The organism is Microbacterium sp. PRC9 (assembly GCF_031844125.1).
Taxonomy (GTDB): domain Bacteria; phylum Actinomycetota; class Actinomycetes; order Actinomycetales; family Microbacteriaceae; genus Microbacterium.
The window spans coordinates 1-20,713 of the sequence record NZ_JAUZUR010000007.1 but is presented as its reverse complement, the minus strand read 5'-3'; the positions used below and the strand labels follow the sequence as shown (position 1 = coordinate 20,713).

Annotated in this window: 17 protein-coding genes; 10 read left to right on the top strand and 7 right to left on the bottom strand. The window is 71.3% G+C overall.

Going from position 1 to position 20,713, the window contains the following annotated elements:
* Positions 1-11: 11 nt before the first annotated feature.
* Both Q9R33_RS15975 and Q9R33_RS15970 read right to left on the bottom strand, forming a co-directional pair.
* Entirely contained in the window at positions 12-1,325 is a 1,314-nt protein-coding gene (locus Q9R33_RS15975; RefSeq protein ID WP_311294383.1) for a P-loop NTPase, read from the bottom strand.
* Positions 1,322-1,954: an SAF domain-containing protein gene (locus tag Q9R33_RS15970; RefSeq protein ID WP_311294382.1), complete on the bottom strand. Its 633-nt coding sequence runs from the start codon at positions 1,952-1,954 to the stop codon at positions 1,322-1,324. Before Q9R33_RS15970 ends, Q9R33_RS15975 begins: the two co-directional genes overlap by 4 nt.
* A gap of 98 nt (positions 1,955-2,052) precedes the next feature.
* Between Q9R33_RS15970 and Q9R33_RS15965 the strand changes: the two genes are divergently transcribed.
* Entirely contained in the window at positions 2,053-2,334 is a 282-nt protein-coding gene (locus Q9R33_RS15965) for an excisionase family DNA-binding protein (RefSeq protein ID WP_056370437.1), read from the top strand.
* Positions 2,335-2,365: 31 nt separating this feature from the next.
* Here Q9R33_RS15965 and Q9R33_RS15960 read toward each other — a convergent pair whose 3' ends face one another.
* Positions 2,366-2,974, bottom strand: a complete 609-nt coding sequence (locus Q9R33_RS15960; protein WP_311294381.1) for a hypothetical protein — start codon at positions 2,972-2,974, stop codon at positions 2,366-2,368.
* A 129-nt stretch (positions 2,975-3,103) separates the two neighbouring features.
* On the opposite strand from Q9R33_RS15960, the gene Q9R33_RS15955 reads away from it, so the two are divergent.
* Positions 3,104-3,544 (top strand): Rv3235 family protein, encoded by a 441-nt coding sequence (locus Q9R33_RS15955; protein ID WP_056370441.1) that lies wholly within the window; start codon positions 3,104-3,106, stop codon positions 3,542-3,544.
* 113 nt (positions 3,545-3,657) lie between these two features.
* On the opposite strand, the gene Q9R33_RS15950 is transcribed toward Q9R33_RS15955, so the two are convergent.
* From Q9R33_RS15950 to secA, 3 genes are all read right to left on the bottom strand, one after another.
* Entirely contained in the window at positions 3,658-4,014 is a 357-nt protein-coding gene (locus Q9R33_RS15950) for a hypothetical protein (RefSeq protein WP_056370443.1), read from the bottom strand.
* A gap of 74 nt (positions 4,015-4,088) precedes the next feature.
* Positions 4,089-5,315: a pyridoxal phosphate-dependent aminotransferase gene (locus Q9R33_RS15945; RefSeq protein ID WP_056370445.1), complete on the bottom strand. Its 1,227-nt coding sequence runs from the start codon at positions 5,313-5,315 to the stop codon at positions 4,089-4,091.
* Positions 5,316-5,482: 167 nt separating this feature from the next.
* Entirely contained in the window at positions 5,483-8,317 is a 2,835-nt protein-coding gene (gene secA, locus Q9R33_RS15940; RefSeq protein ID WP_310248591.1) for a preprotein translocase subunit SecA, read from the bottom strand.
* 225 nt (positions 8,318-8,542) lie between these two features.
* Here secA and Q9R33_RS15935 point away from each other — a divergent pair, with 225 nt between their 5' ends.
* The 8 genes from Q9R33_RS15935 (at position 8,543) to Q9R33_RS15900 (ending at position 19,270) form a co-directional block, all read left to right on the top strand.
* Positions 8,543-9,472, top strand: coding sequence for an HlyD family efflux transporter periplasmic adaptor subunit (locus tag Q9R33_RS15935; protein WP_310248594.1), 930 nt, complete (start codon positions 8,543-8,545; stop codon positions 9,470-9,472).
* Positions 9,469-10,323 carry an ABC transporter ATP-binding protein gene (locus tag Q9R33_RS15930; protein ID WP_056370449.1) on the top strand — a complete coding sequence of 285 codons (855 nt, stop codon included), beginning with the start codon at positions 9,469-9,471 and terminating at the stop codon, positions 10,321-10,323. The genes Q9R33_RS15935 and Q9R33_RS15930 overlap by 4 nt, the downstream gene beginning before the upstream one ends.
* Complete coding sequence (locus Q9R33_RS15925; protein WP_056370452.1) at positions 10,320-11,531, top strand: ABC transporter permease; 1,212 nt, start codon at positions 10,320-10,322, stop codon at positions 11,529-11,531. The genes Q9R33_RS15930 and Q9R33_RS15925 overlap by 4 nt, the downstream gene beginning before the upstream one ends.
* 40 nt (positions 11,532-11,571) lie before the next feature.
* Entirely contained in the window at positions 11,572-12,189 is a 618-nt protein-coding gene (locus Q9R33_RS15920) for a PadR family transcriptional regulator (RefSeq protein ID WP_056370454.1), read from the top strand.
* Positions 12,186-12,902 (top strand): ABC transporter ATP-binding protein, encoded by a 717-nt coding sequence (locus Q9R33_RS15915; RefSeq protein ID WP_056370456.1) that lies wholly within the window; start codon positions 12,186-12,188, stop codon positions 12,900-12,902. The genes Q9R33_RS15920 and Q9R33_RS15915 overlap by 4 nt, the downstream gene beginning before the upstream one ends.
* A 98-nt stretch (positions 12,903-13,000) precedes the next feature.
* A complete protein-coding gene (locus tag Q9R33_RS15910; RefSeq protein WP_311294380.1) occupies positions 13,001-15,757 on the top strand; it encodes an FtsX-like permease family protein in 2,757 nt (918 codons plus the stop codon).
* 119 nt (positions 15,758-15,876) lie between these two features.
* Positions 15,877-17,688, top strand: coding sequence for a DEAD/DEAH box helicase (locus Q9R33_RS15905; RefSeq protein ID WP_056371501.1), 1,812 nt, complete (start codon positions 15,877-15,879; stop codon positions 17,686-17,688).
* Positions 17,689-17,911: 223 nt separating this feature from the next.
* Positions 17,912-19,270, top strand: coding sequence for a hypothetical protein (locus Q9R33_RS15900; protein ID WP_056370460.1), 1,359 nt, complete (start codon positions 17,912-17,914; stop codon positions 19,268-19,270).
* Between the two features lie 138 nt (positions 19,271-19,408).
* Here Q9R33_RS15900 and Q9R33_RS15895 read toward each other — a convergent pair whose 3' ends face one another.
* Complete coding sequence (locus tag Q9R33_RS15895) at positions 19,409-20,620, bottom strand: amidohydrolase family protein (protein ID WP_311294379.1); 1,212 nt, start codon at positions 20,618-20,620, stop codon at positions 19,409-19,411.
* Positions 20,621-20,713 lie beyond the last annotated feature (93 nt).

The window sequence follows — 20,713 nt, the reverse complement described above, 5'->3', positions numbered from 1 at the left end:
GAGCGCGATGATCACACGACTCGTTCGCCGACACGTGCCATGTCGTCGGCGTCGGTGTGCACGGGTCGCCCGGCGCCGGTGAGATGGACGCCCCGGCGCCGCGGCTTCGCGGCGCGCTGCGGGGCAGGAGCGGGCACGATCGCCTCGCCCACGAATCGGCGGAGCGCGAGCGTGAAGGGCGATCGGGGCGCCACATCGGCGATGGGCTGAGACGCGAGGATCGCGGCATCCGCGGATCTCGGGTCCTGCGGGAGGAACCAGACGTCCTCGATGCCGCCGAAGCGGTCAAGGGTGCGGCGCACCTGCCCGCGGGCGTCGACGCCGAGGGTTCCGGGGCGGAGCCGGTTGGCGACGACGGCCACCCGGGTCGCGCCGACGGTGGCGCGGAGGTCGGCGTGCCCGCGCAGGAATCGCGCGACGCCCACCGGATCGGCCGCCACCACCGCGACCACGAGGTCTGCGGCGCGCAGCGCGGCGAGGGTGGCGGCATTGCGTCGCGGCCCGTCGAGGTCGCTCATGATCTCTTCGTCGCGCTCGAGCGACGACGAGACGTCGACGACCGTATAGTCGGCCCACTCGCGGCAGGCGGCGAGGGCGGCGCCCACACGCCGCTCGCTCAGCTCGGGCCAGCGAGAGGGCCGGTTGATGCCCGTGAGAACGTTGACACCGGTGCGGCCGAGCGGCACCGCGATGCGGGTGAGCTCGCGCACGTCGAGACCGCCGAGCTCGGCCTGCCGGCACGCGGCGGCGAATCCGGGACCCTCGTCGGCGAGCCCGAGCGTCAGGGCGAGCGACGGCGCGTGCGTGTCGGCGTCGACCAGCGCGACGTGGCGTCCGCCGCGCGCGAGCTCGACGGCGAGCTCTGTCGCGACGGTGGACCGCCCGGGGGCGCCGGCAGGACCCCACACCGCGATCACGCGCGGCTGCGGGCGCGCGGGCGTCGTCGGCGTCGACGGCCGCGGCGTCGCTGCGAGGGCCTCGGCGATCCGCCAGGGCTCGGTGTGGAGATCCAGCGGGGCCTCGAGGCCGCACGACGCCGCGATCCGCTCCCCCGCCGCGTCCTCGACGAGCGGCACGACGCGCGTGCCGGCACGGTCGCAGAGGGCGACGACGGTCGGCGACATCGTGGCCCGCGACACCGCGACCACCAGCGCGTCGGCGTCGGCGAGCGCCCGGAGCATCGTCTCGGCGTCGGCGCCCAGCATCCCGTCCGCGGCGGCGAGGGCGGGAGCGGATGCCGCGACCTCGGCGATCACGTCGATCCCCTCGCGCCGCAGCCCCTCGACGAGGAGCCGGGCGTCGTCGACGGCGACGACGACCCTCACGAGCCGGAACCCGTCGTCGGGACGATGGAGAGCGCGGACTCGTCGGCCATCGCGGCGAGGGTCGCCGGCACGTCCGCCCGCGGGATCACGAGTTCGAGGGCGGCCGCACCGCCGCCGATCATGGAGTCGTCCCGCGTCACCGAGACCACGGTGGCGTCGGCGACCAGGACGCGCGGCTCGTCGTACGCCCCCTGCTCGAGCAGCGGGGCCGACCAGACCTCGACGACGCTGCCCGCCTCGACCGACGCCGGCACGTCCACGGCGCTGCGGACGACGACGCTCGTGGTGCGCGCGGAGGAGGGATCGCCGACGGATGCTGCGGGCACGAGCTCGCCCGCCTCGATCGTGCGGGTCGCGACGACGGGCTCGTCGAGGTCGTCCGCGGTGAGGTAGGTGCCGGCAAGCGTCCCGAGTGCGACGTCGACGACCTTCAGGTCGCCGCTCCCGATCGCCTCGCCGGGGACGATCGTGTGGGCGGCGGCGTACACCGGGACGGTCTGGCGCGCGGCCGACACGACGAGCCACACGCCGACGACGGATGCTGCCACGAGGAGCACGCCGAGGAAGAACCGTGCATCGCCCCAGAAGGCTCGGCGCGGGGTGCGGACGGGGTCGTGGGCGGCTGTCATGCGTCCATCGTCGCCGACTCGGCGTGAGGCCGTCGGGCGTTATCCACAGGGGTGAGGGGGCCCAGCCCGCACTGGGGAGGCAGGTCCATAATGGGGGCATGTCAGATGACCCGACGTCCGACGTGCGGCTCTACGCACCCGCCCAGGTGGGCGAGGTGCTCGGCGTCTCGGTCGACGAGGTCATGGCTCTGGTCCACGAAGGACGGCTCCGGGGCCTGCGTGTCGGCGCGCCCGCGCGCTGGCGGATCGACGCCGCGAGCGTCGGGGACTACCTCGACGACCAGGCCGAGGAGGCTCGGCGCATGGCGCTCTGGCGTCAGTCCCAGACCGCCAGCTTCCCCGAGCTGTGGGGTGGAAGCATCGTCCGCCACCCGGACTGAGCACGGCATCCCTCGCGCGGCGACCCAGCGGTCAGGGGATCGCCGGCGCCTCGTCGGCGCGGATCCACGCGATGGCCCCGAACGGCACCAGCCGGTAGGCCGATACCGCGTCGGCGCGCCGCGGCGCGCCCTGGTCGTGCACCGCGAGGTCGAGATGGTCGGCACCGGCGCGATCGATCGTGCCGGTGAGGACCCGCCCCGAGACCAGGTGCACGGCGACCCCCGCCCGGCGGCGCACGAGGTCGCGCAGCACGAAGCCGAAGGTGAGCCGTTCGGCCAGGGGCGATCGAGGCGGCGCAGGGCGCGCGGTGCGCAGGAGGTCGGCGTGCGGGAGGCCGATGGCCCCCATCGAGGCGAACGGCACGACCACCGCACCCCCCGGTCCGTCGGCGAGGGCCAGAGCGACCCAGTCCGCGCCCACGCCGGTCACCGACGCTCGCACCGTCGTACCATCGGCGAGGTCGAACGACGCCACGGTCGGCGACGCTCCCTCGCGGGCGGCGAGCAGCGTCAGACGCTCGGACAGCTGCACCCGCGAGAGCCGCAGGCGCTCGGCCTCGGTGTCGAGCGCGGCACGCTCGGCCTCCCATTCGGAGGCGAGCTGATCCTCGAGGTCGTCGAAGAAGCGGTCCCAGCGCACTCAGTGAGAGTAGGGCACCGCGGCCCATCGGCCGGCGAGTTATCCACAGCCGACCAGGCCGGATTTTCCTGAGAGTTCGCTGTGTGGTCTACTGTCCGGGAAGACATCCCCCTGTCGAGATTGGCACCCATGGCAACGACGCCCGCGGGCACCGCCCGCGTACCCTATGCGTCCCGCAGCAGCGCGCAGGTCGCAGAGTTCTTCGCGCCGCAGCGGACGCCGTCCATAGCGCTCCCCGCTCCGGAGCCATTCCTGCGCAACCTCACGGTCGGCGTGCTCGAGGTCTTCGCGGGTGTCCGCGAGGTCGACCAGCTCGCCCGCTGGCTCACCGAGGACGCCTACCGCAAGCTCGTCACGCGCACGAACCTCGCGACGCGGGCGCGCAGCGCCCGCGGTGTGGCAGCGAAGCGCCCCGTGCACACGATCATGTCGGTGCACGAGTCCTCCCCCGCCGACGGCATCATCGAGGCGGTCGTCGTCGTCCGAGGGCCTGCCCGCACGCGAGCCCTCGCCGTGCGGATCGAGGGTATGGACGGCCGCTGGCGCGCCACCTCGCTCGCGCTGCTCTGACCGACGCCCTGACGCAGCCGCCGTCGCACGCGAACGTCTGACGGCGCCGCGGCATGCGAGGCCCCCACGACCCGGCGACGGAACCGGCCCCGACGATGCGGCCGGTCCCGTCGTCAGCTCTTGTCGTCTGTGTCGATGAGTTCGAGCAGAGATCTCAGCGCGTCGCGGATCTCGTAGTGGTCGTGCTGTCCGGCGCGGCTCTCGGCCGAGATCACCCCGGACCGGTGGACCTTCGTGAAGTCGCCCACCGGGAACGAGTACGCCTGTTTCGTCTCCTCGTTCTCACGATGGTCGATGCCGATGTGCCAGTGGGAGTACTCGGTCCATCCTTCTCGCTCGATGTAGGAGTTCTCCTCGTCAGCCGTCGGCGCGGCCTCCGACCAATCGTCGCGTTCATCGCGCACGACCTTGCCGTCCCGGATGAGCGCACGCGCATGGCGCAGCGCCGGCTGGTTCAGTTCGATGGACATGGGGGAGAAAGTACGACGCGATCCCCCGTCACACGAGGGGGTTGACGTACGCCGCGACCCGCCGACGTCGTCTGTTACTGCTTGTACGACGCGAGGAAGTTGCCGAGCCGCTCGACGGCTTCCGAGAGGACGCGCGCCTCGGGCAGCGTGACGATGCGCAGGTGGTCGGGGGTCGGCCAGTTGAAGCCTGTGCCCTGCACCAGCAGCACGTGCTCGGCGACGAGGAAGTCGTAGACGAGCTTGGCGTCGTCGCGGATCTCGTACACGTCCGGGTCGAGCCGTGGGAACGCGTAGAGCGCACCCTTGGGCTTCAGGCACGTCACGCCAGGGATGCGCTCGAGGCCCTCCCACGCCGCATCCCTCTGCTCATGGAGGCGTCCCTCGGGCGCGATGAGCGCGTCGATCGACTGGACGCCGGACAGCGCGGCCTGCACGGCGTACTGCGCCGGCACGTTGGGGCACAGACGCGTGGACGCGAGCAGCTGGATGCCCTCCAGGAAACCCGCCGCATGCTTCTTCGGTCCGGTGATGACGAGCCAGCCCGAGCGATAGCCCGCGACGCGGTACGTCTTCGACAGGCCGTTGAATGTGAGGCACAGCAGGTCGGGCGCGAGCGTCGCGAGCGGGATGTGCTGCTCCTCGTCGTAGAGGATGCGGTCGTAGATCTCGTCCGAGAGCAGCAGCAGCGAGTTCTCGCGCGCGATCTCGACGATCCCCTGGAGGACCTCGCGGCTGTAGACGGCGCCGGTCGGGTTGTTGGGATTGATGACGACGATCGCCTTGGTGCGCGGCGTGACCTTCTCGCGGATGTCTTCCAGCGAGGGCTGCCACTCGGCGTCGGGGTCGCAGCGGTAGTGCACGGGCGTGCCGCCCGCGAGGCTCGTCATCGCCGTCCACAGCGGATAGTCGGGTGCGGGGATGAGCACCTCGTCGCCCTCGTCGAGGAGCGCCTGCATGGTCATGGTGATGAGCTCGGACACCCCGTTGCCGAGATAGACGTCGTCGGGGTCGAACTGCGGGAACCCGGCCACCTGCTCGTACCGCGACACGACGGCGCGCCGCGCCGACATGATGCCCTTGCTGTCGCTGTACCCGTGCGCGTGCGGCACGGCCTCGATCATGTCGCGCACGATCTGGAACGGCGCCTCGAACCCGAACACCGCGGGGTTGCCCGTGTTCAGCTTCAGGATCGTGTGGCCGTCGTCCTCCAGCCGGTCTGCCTCTGCCAGTGCCTGCCCGCGGATCTCGTAGAGAACGTTCTGGAGCTTGCTCGACTGATCGAGGGGGCGGAGGGGACTCATCGCTTCAGGATATCCGCGGCCGACCGGTGCCAATCGCCGCCAGGTGGCCCGCCCCGTGAAACACCAATCGGCGGACGAGACCCCGGGGAAACCCCAAGGTCTCGTCCGCCGGCTGTGGTCTCACGGACGAAGACGGAGGATGGATGCCGCGGGTCGCGGCATCCGCGTCACTTCTTGCGCTGCTCGGCCGCGCGACGCTGCGCGCGGTTCAGCGGCGCCGCCGGCGCAGCCGGTGCCTCGGCATCCGTCCGCTGGCCGAATGCGCCGCGCTGCTGCTCGGCGGGGGGCGCCTGCTGCGGGGCAGGAGCGGCGGCGGCAGCGGCAGCGGCCTGGCGCAGGCGCGTGGCTGCCTGCTGCACCTGGCCGCGATCGTTGCGCACCTCGACCTCGCCGGCGTCGTTGGACGCCGTGTACTGCAGTCGCTGCGCCTCCACGGGCTGGGCGCCGAGGCCCTTGGCCTCGACCTGGGTGACCTGCTCGGCGCCCGCCTCGCCCTGGCGGCGCACCTCGACCTCGAGGTTGTAGAGGTAGCCGACCGACTCCTCCTTGATCTGCCCCATCATCGCCTGGAACATCTGGTAGCCCTCGCGCTGGTACTCGATGAGCGGGTCGCGCTGGGCCATCGCACGCAGGCCGATGCCGTCCTTGAGGTAGTCCATCTCGTAGAGGTGGTCGCGCCAGCGACGGTCGAGCACCTGGAGGACCACTCGGCGCTCGAGCTCGCGCGTCGCGGCCTCACCGAGCGTGTTCTGGCGCGTGTCGTAGGCGATGCGGGCGTCGGAGAGGATCTCGCGCTTGAGCCCGTCGGCGGTGATTCCGCCCTTGCGGCCCGCGGCCTCGGCCACGACCTCGTCGATGGTGACACCCACGGGGTAGAGCGTCTTAAGCTCCGTCCACAGCGCGTCGAAGTCCCAGTTCTCGCTGTGACCCGACCCGGTGTGGTCGTCGATCACGGCGTTGATCGCGTCTTCGATGAAGTGCTGCACACGGTCGGCGATGTCGTCGCCCTGCAGCATGTGGCGGCGGTCGGAGTAGATCGCCTCGCGCTGACGGTTCAGGACGTCGTCGTACTTGAGGACGTTCTTGCGGATCTCGGCGTTGCGCGCCTCGACCTGACTCTGCGCCGACTTGATCGCGCGCGTGACCATACCCGACTCGATCGCGACGTCGTCGGGGAAGTTCGTCCGGGCGATGATCGCCTCGGCGGCGCCTGACTGGAAGAGTCGCATGAGGTCGTCCGTGAGCGACAGGTAGAAGCGGCTCTCGCCAGGATCGCCCTGACGGCCCGAGCGACCGCGCAGCTGGTTGTCGATGCGGCGCGACTCGTGGCGCTCGGTGCCGAGCACGTACAGGCCGCCGGCCTCGACGACCTTGGTGCTCTCCTGGGCGACGCGGTCGCGCGTGGACTCGTACACCGCGTCCCACTCGGACTCGTACTCGTCGGGCGTCTCGACCGGGTCGAGGCCCTTGGTCTTCATCTCCTGCACCGCGAGGAACTCGGCGTTGCCGCCGAGCATGATGTCCGTGCCTCGACCGGCCATGTTCGTCGCGACGGTCACGGCGCCCAGGCGACCGGCCCGCGCGACGATCTCGGCCTCGCGGGCGTGGTTCTTCGCGTTGAGGACCTCGTGCTTGATGCCCTTCTTCGCGAGCAGGCGCGACAGGTACTCGCTCTTCTCGACGCTCACGGTGCCGACGAGCACCGGCTGGCCGACCTCGTGGCGCTTGGCGATGTCTTCGACGACCTGGGCGAACTTCGCCGTCTCGTTCTTGTAGACGAGGTCGGCCTGGTCCTTGCGGATCATGGGCTTGTTCGTCGGGATCGGCACGACGCCGAGCTGGTACGTCGACATGAACTCGGCCGCCTCGGTCTCGGCGGTACCGGTCATGCCCGCGAGCTTGTCGTACAGGCGGAAGTAGTTCTGCAGCGTGACGGTGGCGAGCGTCTGGTTCTCTGCCTTGACCGGCACGGCCTCCTTGGCCTCGATGGCCTGGTGGATGCCCTCGTTGTAGCGGCGCCCGACCAGGATGCGGCCGGTGTGCTCGTCGACGATCATGACCTCGTCGTTCATCACGACGTAGTCGGTGTCGCGCTTGAAAAGCGCCAGCGCCTTGATCGAGTTGTTGAGGAAGGAGATGAGCGGCGTGTTCGCGGACTCGTACAGGTTGTCGATGCCGAGGTAGTCCTCGACCTTCTCGATGCCGGGCTCGAGCACGCCGATGGTGCGCTTCTTCTCGTCGACCTCGTAGTCGACGCCCGGCTCGAGCGTCTTCGCGATCTTCGCGAACTCGACGAACCAGCGGTTCGCCTCGCCCGACGACGGCCCCGAGATGATGAGCGGCGTGCGCGCCTCGTCGATGAGGATCGAGTCGACCTCGTCGACGATCGCATAGAAGTGACCGCGCTGGACGAGGTCCTCCTTGCGCCACGCCATGTTGTCGCGCAGGTAGTCGAAGCCGAACTCGTTGTTCGTGCCGTACGTGATGTCGGCGTTGTACTGCTCGCGACGGACCTCGGGCGTCTGGCCCGCGACGATCGTGCCGGTCGTCATGCCGAGCGCGCGGTAGATGCGGCCCATGAGCTCGGACTGGTACGACGCGAGGAAGTCGTTGACGGTGACGACGTGCACGCCCTTGCCGGCGATCGCGTTGAGGTAGACGGGGAACGCGCCGGTGAGCGTCTTGCCCTCACCGGTCTTCATCTCGGCGATGTTGCCGAGGTGCAGTGCCGCACCGCCCATGAGCTGGACGTCGTAGGCGCGCTGCCCGAGCGTGCGCTTCGCGGCCTCGCGGACGGCCGCGAACGCCTCGGGCATGAGGTGGTCGAGGGTCTCGCCGGCCTCATAGCGGGCGCGGAGCTCGGCGGTCTCGCCCCGGAGCTCCTCGTCGGTGAGGTGCTCGTAGTCCTCTTCCAGCGCGCCGACGGCCTTCACCACCTGCTGGAGCCGCCGGAGGATGCGACCCTCACCGGCGCGAAGCAGTTTCTCGAGGGGGTTGGCCACGGAATGTCTCCATCTTCTGGCTTTCGGGAGCGGCGCAACGGCGCCAGTGCCGCCGGGGTGCATGACCCCAGGCATACCTGCCCATGTTATCCACCCGTGACCTTGGTGTGCGCTGGGTGTGCACTCATCCATGGGGACTGAGGAGAGGATGCCGCTCCCCGCGATTCCCGGTATGCATATACTCGGTGACTACATACTGGGTATACCCCGACGGAGAGGTGCGACATGGTGGTCTGGCGTCGATGGATCTTCCCGATCCTGCTGGTGCTCGTGCTGGGGGCCGCGGCCCTCGCCCTGGTGAAGATCGCGTTCTTCCCCGACACCGCGCCCACCGCCGCGCTGCAGCCGTCGGCGCAGATCGCCGATCCGGTCGTCGCCGTCGAGCGCGCCCAGGTCGCCAACGCGCTGAGCCTCCCGGGGACGATCGCGAGGGATGCGGCCTATCCCCTCCGCTCCGAGATCGACGGCACCGTCACCGCCGTGCACGTCGGCGAGGGCCAGGCGGTCGCGGCCGGGCAGAAGCTCTTCACGATCAAGCAGGCCGACCCGGTCAAGAACATCGACGTGCTGGCGCCCGAGACCGGCGACATCACCGAGCTCGCCGTCGTGAAGGGGCAGCCGGCGTCGATCGGCGCGGAGCTCGCGAAGCTGACGCCGGCGCGCTACCACGTGCGGGCGACCGTCGAGCCGGTGCAGCTCTACCGTCTGCAGGGCGCGCCGACGGAGGGCTCGGTCACGATCCAGGGCGGCCCGGCGCCGTTCACGTGCACCGGCCTCAAGGTCGAGGTCGCCGAGGACGGCACGACCTCGGTCACCTGCGCGGTGCCTGCCGACCAGGTCGTGTTCGCGGGTCTGCAGGCCCAGCTCGACATCGACCTCGGCACGGTCACCGATGTGCTCGTCGTGCCGACCACCGCCGTCAAGGGCGGCGCGGGCTCGGGCGTCGTCTGGATCGACGGCGGCGACGGCGAGCTCGAGGAGCGCACCATCGCGCTCGGCGTCAGCGACGGCACGATCGTCGAGGTGACCAGCGGCGTCGAGGAGGGCGAGCAGGTGCGCCAGTACGTGCCCGGCGTCGCCGCGGCCGACGAGCCGGTCTGCTACGACGACGGCATGGGCGGCGAGTACTGCGAGCCCGCGGGGTGGAACTGGTGACCCTCGTCCGGCTGGAGGGCGTGGCCAAGCACGTGCTGCTGCCCGATGACACGCGCCTCGACATCCTGCGCAGCGTCGACCTCGCCGTCGCGGCGGGCGACCACGTCGCCATCGTCGGGCGCAGCGGATCGGGCAAGTCGACGCTCCTGAACCTGCTCGGCATGCTCGACTCCCCCTCGGAGGGGGCCGTCTGGTTCCACGGCGAGCCGGTGCGGAAGATGCGCCGCGGCAAGCTCGATCGCCTGCGCGGCCGCAACGTCGGCTTCGTGTTCCAGCAGTTCAATCTGCTGGCCGGGCGCACCGCCCTCGAGAACGTCGAGATGCCGCTCGGCTACGCCTCGGGCCGCGCCTTCTGGACCCGGCGGGCGGCGGCGACCCGCATGCTGGAGCGCGTCGGGCTCGGGCACCGCCTCGAGTCGACGCCCGAGCAGCTGTCGGGCGGCGAGCAGCAGCGCGTCGCGATCGCGCGCGCCCTGGTGCGCCGGCCGGCGCTGATCCTGGCCGACGAGCCCACCGGCGCACTCGACGTCGAGACCGGCGGCAGCGTCATGGAACTGCTCGACGACATCGCCTCCGAGGCCGACGCCGCGCTCGTCACGATCACCCACGACCTCCACGTCGCCGCGCGCGCCCGTCGCCACTACCGGCTCGAGGCGGGCGTGCTCACGGAGTTCGACCTCGGCGCGACCGCGGGCGAGACCGCCGGCGCACCCGAGCTCGCTGAGAGCGTGGACGAACCCACCGCCGAGGGCGCGGCGCTCGCCGACGCCCGAGCAGACGCGGGGGACGCAGCATCCGTCCGTCCCTCATCCCGGGCCGAGCACGCCGAGCCGGCGGAGGTGGCCTCATGAGCGGGCTCGTCGGCGCGCTGGGCGAAGCGTGGTCGGAGCTGCGCCACCACAAGCTGCGGGTGCTGCTCAGCCTCATCGGCATCGCGGTGTCGGTCGGCGCCCTCACCGCGGTGGTGGCGCTCAGCGAGTATCAGCAGCAGCAGATGGAGGAGCAGTCCGACCAGAGCGGCGGGCGGCCCGCGACGGTGTCGATCTCGGTGTCGCGCACCGACGGCGCCCCGATGGACTGGGACGCGTTCGACGCCCACGTCGCCCAGGTGTCGGAGCGGTACTCCTTCGACTACCTCACGCGCATCGTCGACCCGGTGCCGCTGCAGGTGCAGACGCCGGAGCAGGTGCGCCCCGTCAACGCGCGGCTCGTCGACCCGGCGTACCCGGTCATCCACCGCACTCCCCTGCTCGAAGGGCGCTGGTTCCAGGAGGCGGACGCCGAGCTGCTCGCGCCGCCCGTGGTGATCAGCGAGGCGCTGTGGGACGTCTACGGACGCCCCGACCTCGGCGCGGGCTTCGCCCTCCGCACGACCGGCGACACGGCGGGCACGTACCCCGTGATCGGCGTGACGCCGCGGCAGTACAACGGCGACGAGGAGAAGCGCATCACCATGATGTTCGACTCGTACGCGGCGCGGCTGGATGCACTGCCGGCCGACGTGATGGTCATGTACGAGGTGTGGGTGCCCGAGGACGGCGTCGCCGAGCTCGGCCCGGTGCTCGCGGCCGACCTGCGCGCGGGGCTCGACGACAGCACCGAGGTCTCGGTCATGCGCACCGATTGGGCGTCGCGGCCCGATGCGCAGAGCTCGATGGCGGTGTTCGAGCTCGTCACCGGCGGCATCGCGGCCCTCGTGCTGCTGCTCGGCGGCCTCGGTCTGGTGAACATCCAGCTCGTGGCGATGCGCCAGCGCATCCGCGAGATCGGCGTGCGCCGCAGCTTCGGCGCCACGCAGGGCCGCATCTTCACGTCGGTGCTGCTCGAGAGCGTCGTGGCGACCGCGGTCGCGGGGGTCGTCGGCATCGCGATCGCGGTGGCCGTGCTCAAGGCGCCGTTCGTCATGGACATGTTCTCTGCGATGCAGGACATCCCGCCCTTCCCGGTGCGCGCCGCCGTCACCGGACTCGTCGCCGCCGTCGCGATCGGCGCGCTGGCCGGCTTCATCCCGGCGCTCATGGCGGTGCGCTCGAACGTCATCGACGCACTCCGCTTCTAGCTGTTCAGGGCTTCTGACCCTCCACCCGAAGGAGAACCCCATGTCCGTTCGTCAGAGTCTGCTCGCGATCCTCGATCAGGGCCCGTGCTACGGCTACCAGCTGCGCGCCGAGTTCGACCGGCGCACCGGGTCGACCTGGCCGCTCAACGTGGGCCAGATCTACAACACGCTCGACCGCCTCGAACGCGACGGACTCGTCGAGAAGGGCGCCGTCGACGAGCACGGTCACGTCTACTGGGAGATCACGGATGCCGGAGCCGCCGAGGTGCGCGACTGGCTGGCCTCGCCGGTGCAGCGCGCGCAGGGCACCCGCGACGAGCTCGCGATCAAGCTCGCGGTCGCCGCGACCCTGCCGGGCGTGGACGTGGCGGACATCATCCAGACACAGCGCCGCTCGTCGCTCGCGCAGCTGCAGGAGCTGAACCGGGCGAAGTACGCCGGCGCGAACCCCGACGGTCCGGAGGAGCTCGCGTGGTCGCTCGTCGTCGACTCCATGATCTTCTCGGCCGAAGCCGAGGTGCGCTGGCTCGACCACTCCGAGCAGCGCCTGGCGCTGCACCCGCATCACGCCATGGCGCTCGAGCTCTCGACCGACAAGCCCAAGCGCGGGCGCCCGGCGAAAGCCGAGGTATCCGTCGCCCCCGAGAAGGCGCGATGACCGGTACCGTGCTGCGTCTCATCGGCGTGACGCAGCAGTACGGCAGCGGCTCGACGGCCGTCTCGGCGCTGTCGGGCGTCGACTTCGACGTGAGTCAGGGCGAGCTCGTCGCCGTGATGGGTCCGTCGGGCTCGGGCAAGTCGACCCTGCTGTCGATCGCCGGCGGTCTGGCGATCCCGACGTCCGGCGAGGTGGTCGTCGAGGGGCAGCACCTCAGCGAGCAGACGCCGGCACAGCTCGCGCGCCTCCGGCGGCGCTCGCTCGGCTTCGTGTTCCAGGACTTCAACCTCATTCCGACGCTCACCGCGCTCGAGAACGTCACGCTGCCGCTCGAGCTCGACGGCTTCCGGTCCCGGGTTGCACGTCGCGCCGGACGGGACGCGCTCTCCTCGGTCGGCCTGGAGGACAAGTCCGGCTCCTACCCCGACGATCTGTCAGGCGGCCAGCAGCAGCGCGTCGCGATCGCCCGCGCCGTCGTCGGCGGGCGCCGGCTGATCCTCGCCGACGAGCCGACCGGCGCTCTGGACTCGGTGACGGGCGAGATGGTGCTGAAGATGCTGCGTGCGCGAGTGGATGCCGGAGCCGCCGGCATCCTCGTCACCCACGAGGCCCGCCATGCCGCCTTCGCGGACCGCATCGTGTTCCTCCGCGACGGCCGCATCGTCGACGAGTCGCGGCGCGCGGGCGCGGACTCGCTGCTGGCGGCGCGATGACCGACACCCTCGAGCGGAGCGTCGACGCGCCCCCTTCCGCCGCCCCGCGCAGCCGCCGCCCGCTCTCGCGGGCGGCCCGCTGGAGGGTCGCCGTCCGGATGGCACAGCGGCAGCTGCGACGCGCGTGGGTGTCGAGCCTGCTCGTGACGACGCTGGTGGCGCTTCCCATCGCGGGGATGACGGGATTCCTCATCTTCACCGCGAGCGCGATCGCAACCCCCGAGGAGCGCACGGCGGCCGAACTCGGCGACATGGAGGCGTGGATCGCGCCGTCCGGCGTCCCCGGCGAGGGGTTCTGGCAGGTGCCCACCGAGCCCGAGTGGAACGGGTACCCGATCGACGCGGACGGGGTCATGACGATGCCGGACGGCGAGCCGCTGGACGATCCGACCGGGCTGCTGGCGGCCGGCACCGAGATCCTGCCCATCTCGAAGGGCATGGTCTCCGTCGCCACCGATGACGGCTCCGTGGTCCTGCCTGCGTGGGCCGGGACGACGTGGGATCCGCGCTTCGGCGAAGCGTTCGTCCTGGTGGCGGGCGATCGCCCGGTGGCGACTCGCGACGCGATGGTCACCACCGCCGCGTTGGAACGGCTCGGGCTCGAGATCGGCGACACGCTCCGGCTGTCGGGCGGGCCGTCCTTCACGGTGACCGGCACGCTCGACGCGGCGACCATCGCCGACGGCGCCGCGGCCGTGTTCCTTCCCGAGCACGCACGAGGAGCCGTCGGGGGCACCCAGAAGTGGTACCTCCCGGAGCTCCGGCTCTCGTGGGCGGACGTGCAGCGACTCAACGACGACGGCGGTGTCGTCGCCTATTCGCGCACCGTGGCGCTCGATCCGCCCGAGTTCTCGAATCGCTACTACTCGTCAGCCTCGACGGACCGGTGGGCGAAGATGTGGCCGCTCGTTCTCATGCTGTCGGTCGCGGCGCTGTTCGCGGGCTACGTGGTGGTGATGCTCGCCGGGGCCGCGTTCGCCGTCGCGGCACGCCGTCAGCAGCGCGCGCTGGCGGTGGCCGCGAGCGTCGGGGCGAACCGCCGGGATCTGTCGCGCGTGGTGCTGCTGCAGGGGACCGCACTGGGTCTCGTGGGCGGGGTCGTCGGAATCGCCGGCGGGATCGGCATCGCCGCGCTGGTGATCGCGCTGGGCAGCGGCGGCACGACGATGTTCTGGGGCTTCCACGTGCCGTGGGAACTCATCGCCGTGGTGCTCGTCTTCGCCGTGATCGTCGGCACCGTGTCGGCCTGGATGCCGGCCCGCACGGTCGGGCGCACCGACGCGATCCGCGCGCTGCGCGGCGCGCGCCGCCCGCAGCGGCCCGTCGTCGCGCGTCCCATCTGGGGGTCGGTGCTGATCGTGAGCGGGGTGGCGATCACCCTGCTGTGCGCGTTCGCGGTCGCCGCGATCAACGCCACGAACTTCTTCGGCTACGACTCGCTCATGCGCTACCTGCCCGCCTACGGCATCGTGATCGGGCCGATCGTCGCGCAGTTCGGCATCCTTCTGTCTGGCCGGTGGCTGCTGTGGACCGCCTCGCGCGGGCTCTCCCGCACCGGCATGGCGGCGAAGCTCGCCTCGAGGGACGCCGCCGCCAACGCCTCACGGACCGTTCCGGCGTTCGCCGCCATCGCCGCGACGGTGTTCATCGGCGTCTTCGCGCTCTCCCAGTCCTCGATGCAGACGGCCCAGACCGCCCGGCTGTGGTACTACGACGCGCCGCCAGGGAGCATCGCCATCCCGATCTGGCCCGGTTCCTCGTCCTCCGGCGTGCTCGATGCCGAAGACGCCGAGGCCGGCACCGCCGCCGCCCTCCAGATCGCACACGACGCGGGCGCAGACCGAGCGGCCGTCGTGTCCCGCCAGTTGAGCACCGTCTGGGCGTACCCGTCCGCCGACGAGGTGCCCGACGACGTGACCTTCACCATCGCGCTTCTCGGCGAGCAGCACCTGCTGGACCCCGATGTGCAGGACTCCTCCACCTTCGGCCAGGACCCGAGCAATCCGATCTCCGTCGTGGCCGCCGAGGACGTGGCGGTGGTGATGGGAGTGGAGCTGACGGCATCCGCCCTCGCCGCATACCGGGACGGCGCCGCACTCGTCGCCGACGATCGGTTCGTCTCGGACGGGGCGATCGACATCGCGACGTTCGCGGGCACCGACGTCTACGAGGGGCGCGTCCCCGACAACATCTGGGAGCGCCGGCCGGACGCTCCCATCGTCGCCGAACCACAGCGCACCGAGCGGTTGGAGGCGATCGTCGTGGACGCCCCGTTGCAGCCGGTGGCGATCGCCGTCGCGCCGAGCACCGGTGAGCGCCTGGACATGGTGCTGATGCCGGAACGCGTCGTCGCGACGACACCCGCTCCGCCCACGTGGGCGGAGCGGGACCGCATGCAGGCGCAGGCGGAGCTCCTGAGCGGCGCCTCGTTCACTCTCGCGCCGGGCGTCGAGGAAGGCCCCCCGAGCGATGCCGCGTGGATGGTGCCTCTCCTCGCCGCCGTGGCCGTCCTCGTGCTCGGCGCGAGTGCGGTCGCGCTGGGCCTCGCGCGATTCGAGCGCCGCCCCGACGACGCGACCATCGCCGCCGTCGGCGGCACGAGGTCGCTCCGACGCGGGATCGGCTTCTGGCAGGGGCTCATCATCGCGGGCCTCGGCACCCTCGCCGGGGCGGCCGTCGGCGTGCTCCCGCCGATCGGCTTCTCGATCCAGTCCGGAGGCGCTCAGCGGGTCTCGGACATCCCGTGGTGGCTCATCGCCACGCTGGTCGTCGCGCTTCCCCTCGCGATCGCGGTGACCAACTGGCTCGTGCCGCCGCGGAACCCCGACCTGACCCGCCGCACCGCCATCACCTGACGTCTCCACGTGCGCGGGGAAGCGGCATCCTGTCGCCTCACAGGCGCGCCGCGCTACGGTTGACTGTGCACACGAACGCCGACCAGATCGAAGCCGAGGCTCAGACCGAGCCCGCAGCGATGACTTTCTCCGACCTCGGGCTGAGCCAGCCCGTCCTCAAGGCGCTGAAGGACATCGGCTACGAGACCCCGTCGGCGATCCAGGCGGCCACCATCCCGACGCTGCTCGGCGGCCGTGACGTCGTGGGCATGGCGCAGACCGGAACCGGCAAGACCGCCGCGTTCGCGCTGCCGATCATCGACCGCCTCGATCTGTCGCAGAAGACCCCGCAGGCCCTTGTGCTGGCTCCGACGCGCGAGCTGGCGCTCCAGGTCTGCGAGGCGTTCGAGAAGTACGCCGGCCACCTGAAGGACGTGCACGTCCTCCCCGTCTACGGCGGACAGGGCTACGGCGTGCAGCTGTCGGCCCTCCGACGCGGCGTGCACATCGTCGTCGGAACCCCCGGCCGCATCATCGACCACCTCGAGAAGGGCACGCTCGACCTCTCGGCGCTGCAGTACCTCGTGCTCGACGAGGCCGACGAGATGCTCAAGATGGGCTTCGCCGAGGACGTCGAGACAATCCTCGCCGAGACGCCCGAGACCAAGCAGGTCGCGCTCTTCTCGGCCACGATGCCGGCCACGATCCGACGGATGTCGCAGCAGTACCTGCACGACCCCGAAGAGATCACCGTCAAGTCCAAGACGCAGACCTCGGCGAACATCTCCCAGCGTTACCTGATCACCGCGTGGCAGCAGAAGATGGACGCCCTCACGCGCATCCTCGAGGTCGAGAACTTCGACGGCATGATCGTGTTCGGCCGCACCCGCTCGATCACCGAGGAGATCGCCGAGAAGCTCCGCGCCCGCGGGTACTCCGCCGCCGCGATCAACGGCGACATCGCCCAGCCGCAGCGCGAGAAGACGGTCAACCAGCTGAAGTCGGGCAAGCTCGACATCCTGGTGGCGACCGACGTCGCCGCGCGCGGTCTCGACGTCGAGCGCGTATCGCACGTCGTCAACTACGACATCCCGACGGATGCCGAGTCCTACGTCCACCGCATCGGCCGCACCGGTCGCGCCGGGCGTTCGGGCGACGCGATCAGCTTCGTGACGCCCCGCGAGCGCGGACTGGTCAAGATGATCGAGCGCGCCACCCGCCAGGAGCTCACCGAGATCCCGCTGCCGAGCGTCGACGAGGTCAACGTGACGCGCCTGTCGCGCTTCGACGACCGCATCACCGCGGCCCTCGGCGAAGCCGAGCGCATCGAAGCCTTCCGCGACATCGTGGCCCACTACGTGCGCAACCACGACGTGCCCGAGGCGGATGTCGCCGCAGCCCTCGCCGTCGTCGCGCAGGGCGACACCCCTCTGCTCCTCGAGGCCGACCCCGAGCCGGCCCCGCGGCGCGAGCGCACGGAGCGGACGGATCGTGGCGACCGGCCCGCGTACGGCGACCGGCCCGAGCGCGGCGAGCGCCGCACGCCCCGCGAGGGCTTCGCGACCTACCGCATCAACGTCGGCAAGCGTCACCGCGTCGAGCCGCGTCAGATCGTGGGCGCGCTCGCGAACGAGGGGGGCCTGCGTCGCGACGACTTCGGCGCGATCAAGATCATGCCCGACTTCTCGCTCGTCGAGCTGCCGGCGAACCTCCCCGCCGGCGCGCTGGACCGACTCGCCGACACGCGCATCTCGGGTCAGCTCATCGAGCTGCGTCCCGACACCGGGCGTCCGCAGCGACGCAAGGATGCCGCGAGCGGGTCGTACCGCGACAACCGCGGCTCCGGCGACCGCTCGGAGAGCCGCGGGTCGTACCGCGACTCCGGTTCGCGCGGCTCGTACGGCGACGACCGTGCGGCGCGCAAGCCCCGCCACAAGCGCAGCGACGGCTGACCCGGCCGCCGCGCCGGGGCGCGGCATCCGTGTCCCGCTGTTCAGGTGCGTCTCGACACGCGGGATCGTCTCACGGACCCCGCGTGCTGCGCCGCCTGAACGGGAACCCCGGCGGACTGGGGCACCGGGGCGTGCGTGCGCCAGAGCCACGCTCTGCGCGAACACCCCCCGCGGCCGGCCCCTCGCCTCAGCCTGCTCCCAGCGGCCCCCGTAGGATCGATTCATGGCCGGATTCTGGGGCAGACGCAAGCGCGAGCAGGAAGAACTGAACACGCAGGACGCCGACCTGGCGCGCCGCGCGCAGCAGGCGCTGGTGGCGGCCGACGAGCGCATCCGCCTCACGACCGACGAGCTGGCGTTCGCCGACGCCGAGCTGGGCCCAGGCCCCACCACGGAGCTGCGCGACGCGCTCGGGTCGGTGCGGACGCACCTGCAGGAGGCGTTCCACCTCCACCAGCTCAACCACGACGAGATCCCCGACACCCCCGAAGAGCTGCGGACCCGGAACGCCCGCATCGTGCAGCTGTGCGAGTGGGCCGAGGACCTCCTCGACGACCGTACCGAGGCGCTCGCGGCGCCGATCGAGCGCGCGCGGCGGGCTCCCGAGATCATCGCGAAGGTGCGGGCGGATGCTGCGCGCCTGCGCCTGCGGCTTCCCGACGCCCGCTCCACCGTCGACCGGCTGGCGATCCGCTACTCGTCGCACGCGCTGTCGCAGATCGACGCGAACCCGGCCGAGGCGGAGCAGCTGCTGGGTTTCGCGGAGCACAGCGCCGGCGTCGCCGAGCGCCGCCGCGAAGCGGGCCAGCGCGAGCAGGCCAACATGGCGCTCGAGGCCTCGACCGAGTCCGTGCGGCGCGCCGAGACGCTGCTCGACGCGGTCGAGACGTTCGAGGTCGAGGCGCTGCGCGCCGAGTCCACGCTCGCCGCGATCGTCGAGGACTCCCGCGGCGACCTCGTCGTCGCCCTCAAGGAGCCGCACTCCCCCGCGGTGCAGACCGCGATCGAGGACCTGCAGGCGGCCCTGGCGGCTCTTCCCGCCGCGGGCGTGAACACCGACCCCTTCGAGCAGCTCTCGCGACTGCGCGAGGCGAATGCAGGACTGGATGCCGCGATCGCGGCCGCGCGCGAGCGCGCCGCCCGACCCATCCCGCCCCTCGAGCACGTGCGTCACGCCATCGACGACGCCGACCGGCAGCTCGCCGTCTCGCGCGACGTGATCGCCGGGCACCGCGGGTGGATCGGCGCCGACGCGCGCACCCGGTTCGCCGAGGCCGAGCGCGTGCGCCTCGACCTCGACCGGTACCTCGGCTCATCGGCCGCCGCGGTCACCGCGATCGACGAGGACCACCGTGAGCAGGCGTTCGCGATGGCCCGCCGTGCGGCGTTCCTGGCGAGTGAGGCGCTGCAGCTGGCGCAACGCGACATCGACGCCGCACGCCCGCAGCCCGACCAGTGGGGCGGCCCCGGATACGGTCAGCAGGGATGGGGCGGCGGTCGCCGAAGCGGCGGCAGCGACCTCATGGGCGGCATCCTCGGCGGCCTCGTGATCGGCAGCATCCTGGACGGCTTCATCGACTGACCGCGGCACCACCGGCTCGGGTTCTGACCCAGGCCTGATTGCCGAAACACGGGCTGGTCACGACGACACGCCGGGGCGCAGCATCCGTTCCCGGCGTGTCGTGTCGCCGACCCGTGTTTCGGCAGAGGAACCGAGGGCTCAGACGGTGAGAACCTGGAGCGCGTCGGCCACAACCCGGCCGTCGTGGATCACCGTGCGGTCGACGCCGCGGTCCATGACCGTGCTCGCCGGCGTCTCGCCGTCGACGAGCACGAGGTCGGCGCGGTCGCCGGCGGCCAGACCCGGGCGATCGCCCACGCCTGCGACACGCGGCGAGGCGTGGCTCATGATCGAGGCTCCGCCCATGGTGGCGACGGCGAGCGCGAGCTCGATGTGGTCGTCGCGGCGGAAGCCGTTGACGAAGGCGAGCTGCCACGTGCGGTCGAGCATGTCGCAGTTGCCGTACGGGCTCCAGTAGTCGCGCTGCCCGTCTTCTCCGAGACCGACGCGCACGCCGGCATCGACGAGATCGACGAGTCGCAGATGACCGGTGGTCGACGGCGCGACCGTGGCCATGGCGATGTCGAGTTCGGCGAACTCGTCGATGAGGCGGCGGCTCACCGCCTCCGACACCGAGCCGAGGTCGTACGCGTGCGACATGGTGACCTTGCCCTGCATGCCCAGCGCGCGGGTGCGCTCCAGCACGAGCTCGGTGCTGAACACGCCCAAGGCGCCGGGCTCGTGGAGGTGGATGTCGATCTCGACCTGATACTTCTCGGCGAGGCCGAACACGATGTCGAGGTGCTTGACCGGGTCGCGGTCGAGCTGGCTCGGGTCGATCCCGCCCATCACGTCGGCGCCCTGCTTCAGCGATTCCTCGAGGTACTCGACGGTGCCCGCCTCACGCAGGATGCCGGCCTGCGGGAACGTCATGATCTGCACGTCCGCGTGCTTGCGGAACTTCTCCTTCGCGGCGAGCACGGAGTCGAACTTCTCGAGCTTGCAGTCGACGTCGACCTGCGCGTAGGTGCGCACGCGCGTCGTGCCCTTGGCGATCATCTGCTCGAGGGTGCCCGCGACGATCTCGGCGTGCGGCACGTCGGTGTTCCGCCAGTTGTTGCGGTCGTTGAGCATCATGCCCCACACGCCGGGCGCGCCCGTGTGAGGGCGGAACGGCAGGCCGATGCGCGAGGAGTCGAGGTGCACGTGCACGTCACTGAACGACGGCAGCAGAAGCCGGCCACGACCGTCGACGTCGACCGCGCCCGCCGGCGCAGAGGCGTCGTGCGACCGGATCTCGGCGATGCGGTCGCCCTCGAGAACGATATCGGCGGACTCGGCGCCCCACGGGCGCGCGTTGCGGATGATCACGTGGGGTGCCTCTCGACGAATGAGCGGATGCCGCGACCGGAGCGGCGTCACATTGTCGATGGTATACCGAGTACCATCGACACTCCGGCCGGG

Excerpts from the sequence above, each read along its gene's own strand:
- Q9R33_RS15955 (WP_056370441.1), top strand. The coding sequence starts at position 3,104 with ATGGCAACGACGCCCGCGGGCACCGCCCGCGTACCCTATGCGTCCCGC.
- Q9R33_RS15905 (WP_056371501.1), top strand. The coding sequence starts at position 15,877 with ATGACTTTCTCCGACCTCGGGCTGAGCCAGCCCGTCCTCAAGGCGCTG.
- Q9R33_RS15920 (WP_056370454.1), top strand. The coding sequence starts at position 11,572 with ATGTCCGTTCGTCAGAGTCTGCTCGCGATCCTCGATCAGGGCCCGTGC.
- Q9R33_RS15965 (WP_056370437.1), top strand. The coding sequence starts at position 2,053 with ATGTCAGATGACCCGACGTCCGACGTGCGGCTCTACGCACCCGCCCAG.
- Q9R33_RS15950 (WP_056370443.1), bottom strand. The coding sequence starts at position 4,014 with ATGTCCATCGAACTGAACCAGCCGGCGCTGCGCCATGCGCGTGCGCTC.
- Q9R33_RS15900 (WP_056370460.1), top strand. The coding sequence starts at position 17,912 with ATGGCCGGATTCTGGGGCAGACGCAAGCGCGAGCAGGAAGAACTGAAC.
- Q9R33_RS15935 (WP_310248594.1), top strand. The coding sequence starts at position 8,543 with ATGGTGGTCTGGCGTCGATGGATCTTCCCGATCCTGCTGGTGCTCGTG.
- Q9R33_RS15910 (WP_311294380.1), top strand. The coding sequence starts at position 13,001 with ATGGCACAGCGGCAGCTGCGACGCGCGTGGGTGTCGAGCCTGCTCGTG.
- Q9R33_RS15970 (WP_311294382.1), bottom strand. The coding sequence starts at position 1,954 with ATGACAGCCGCCCACGACCCCGTCCGCACCCCGCGCCGAGCCTTCTGG.
- Q9R33_RS15945 (WP_056370445.1), bottom strand. The coding sequence starts at position 5,315 with ATGAGTCCCCTCCGCCCCCTCGATCAGTCGAGCAAGCTCCAGAACGTT.
- Q9R33_RS15925 (WP_056370452.1), top strand. The coding sequence starts at position 10,320 with ATGAGCGGGCTCGTCGGCGCGCTGGGCGAAGCGTGGTCGGAGCTGCGC.
- Q9R33_RS15915 (WP_056370456.1), top strand. The coding sequence starts at position 12,186 with ATGACCGGTACCGTGCTGCGTCTCATCGGCGTGACGCAGCAGTACGGC.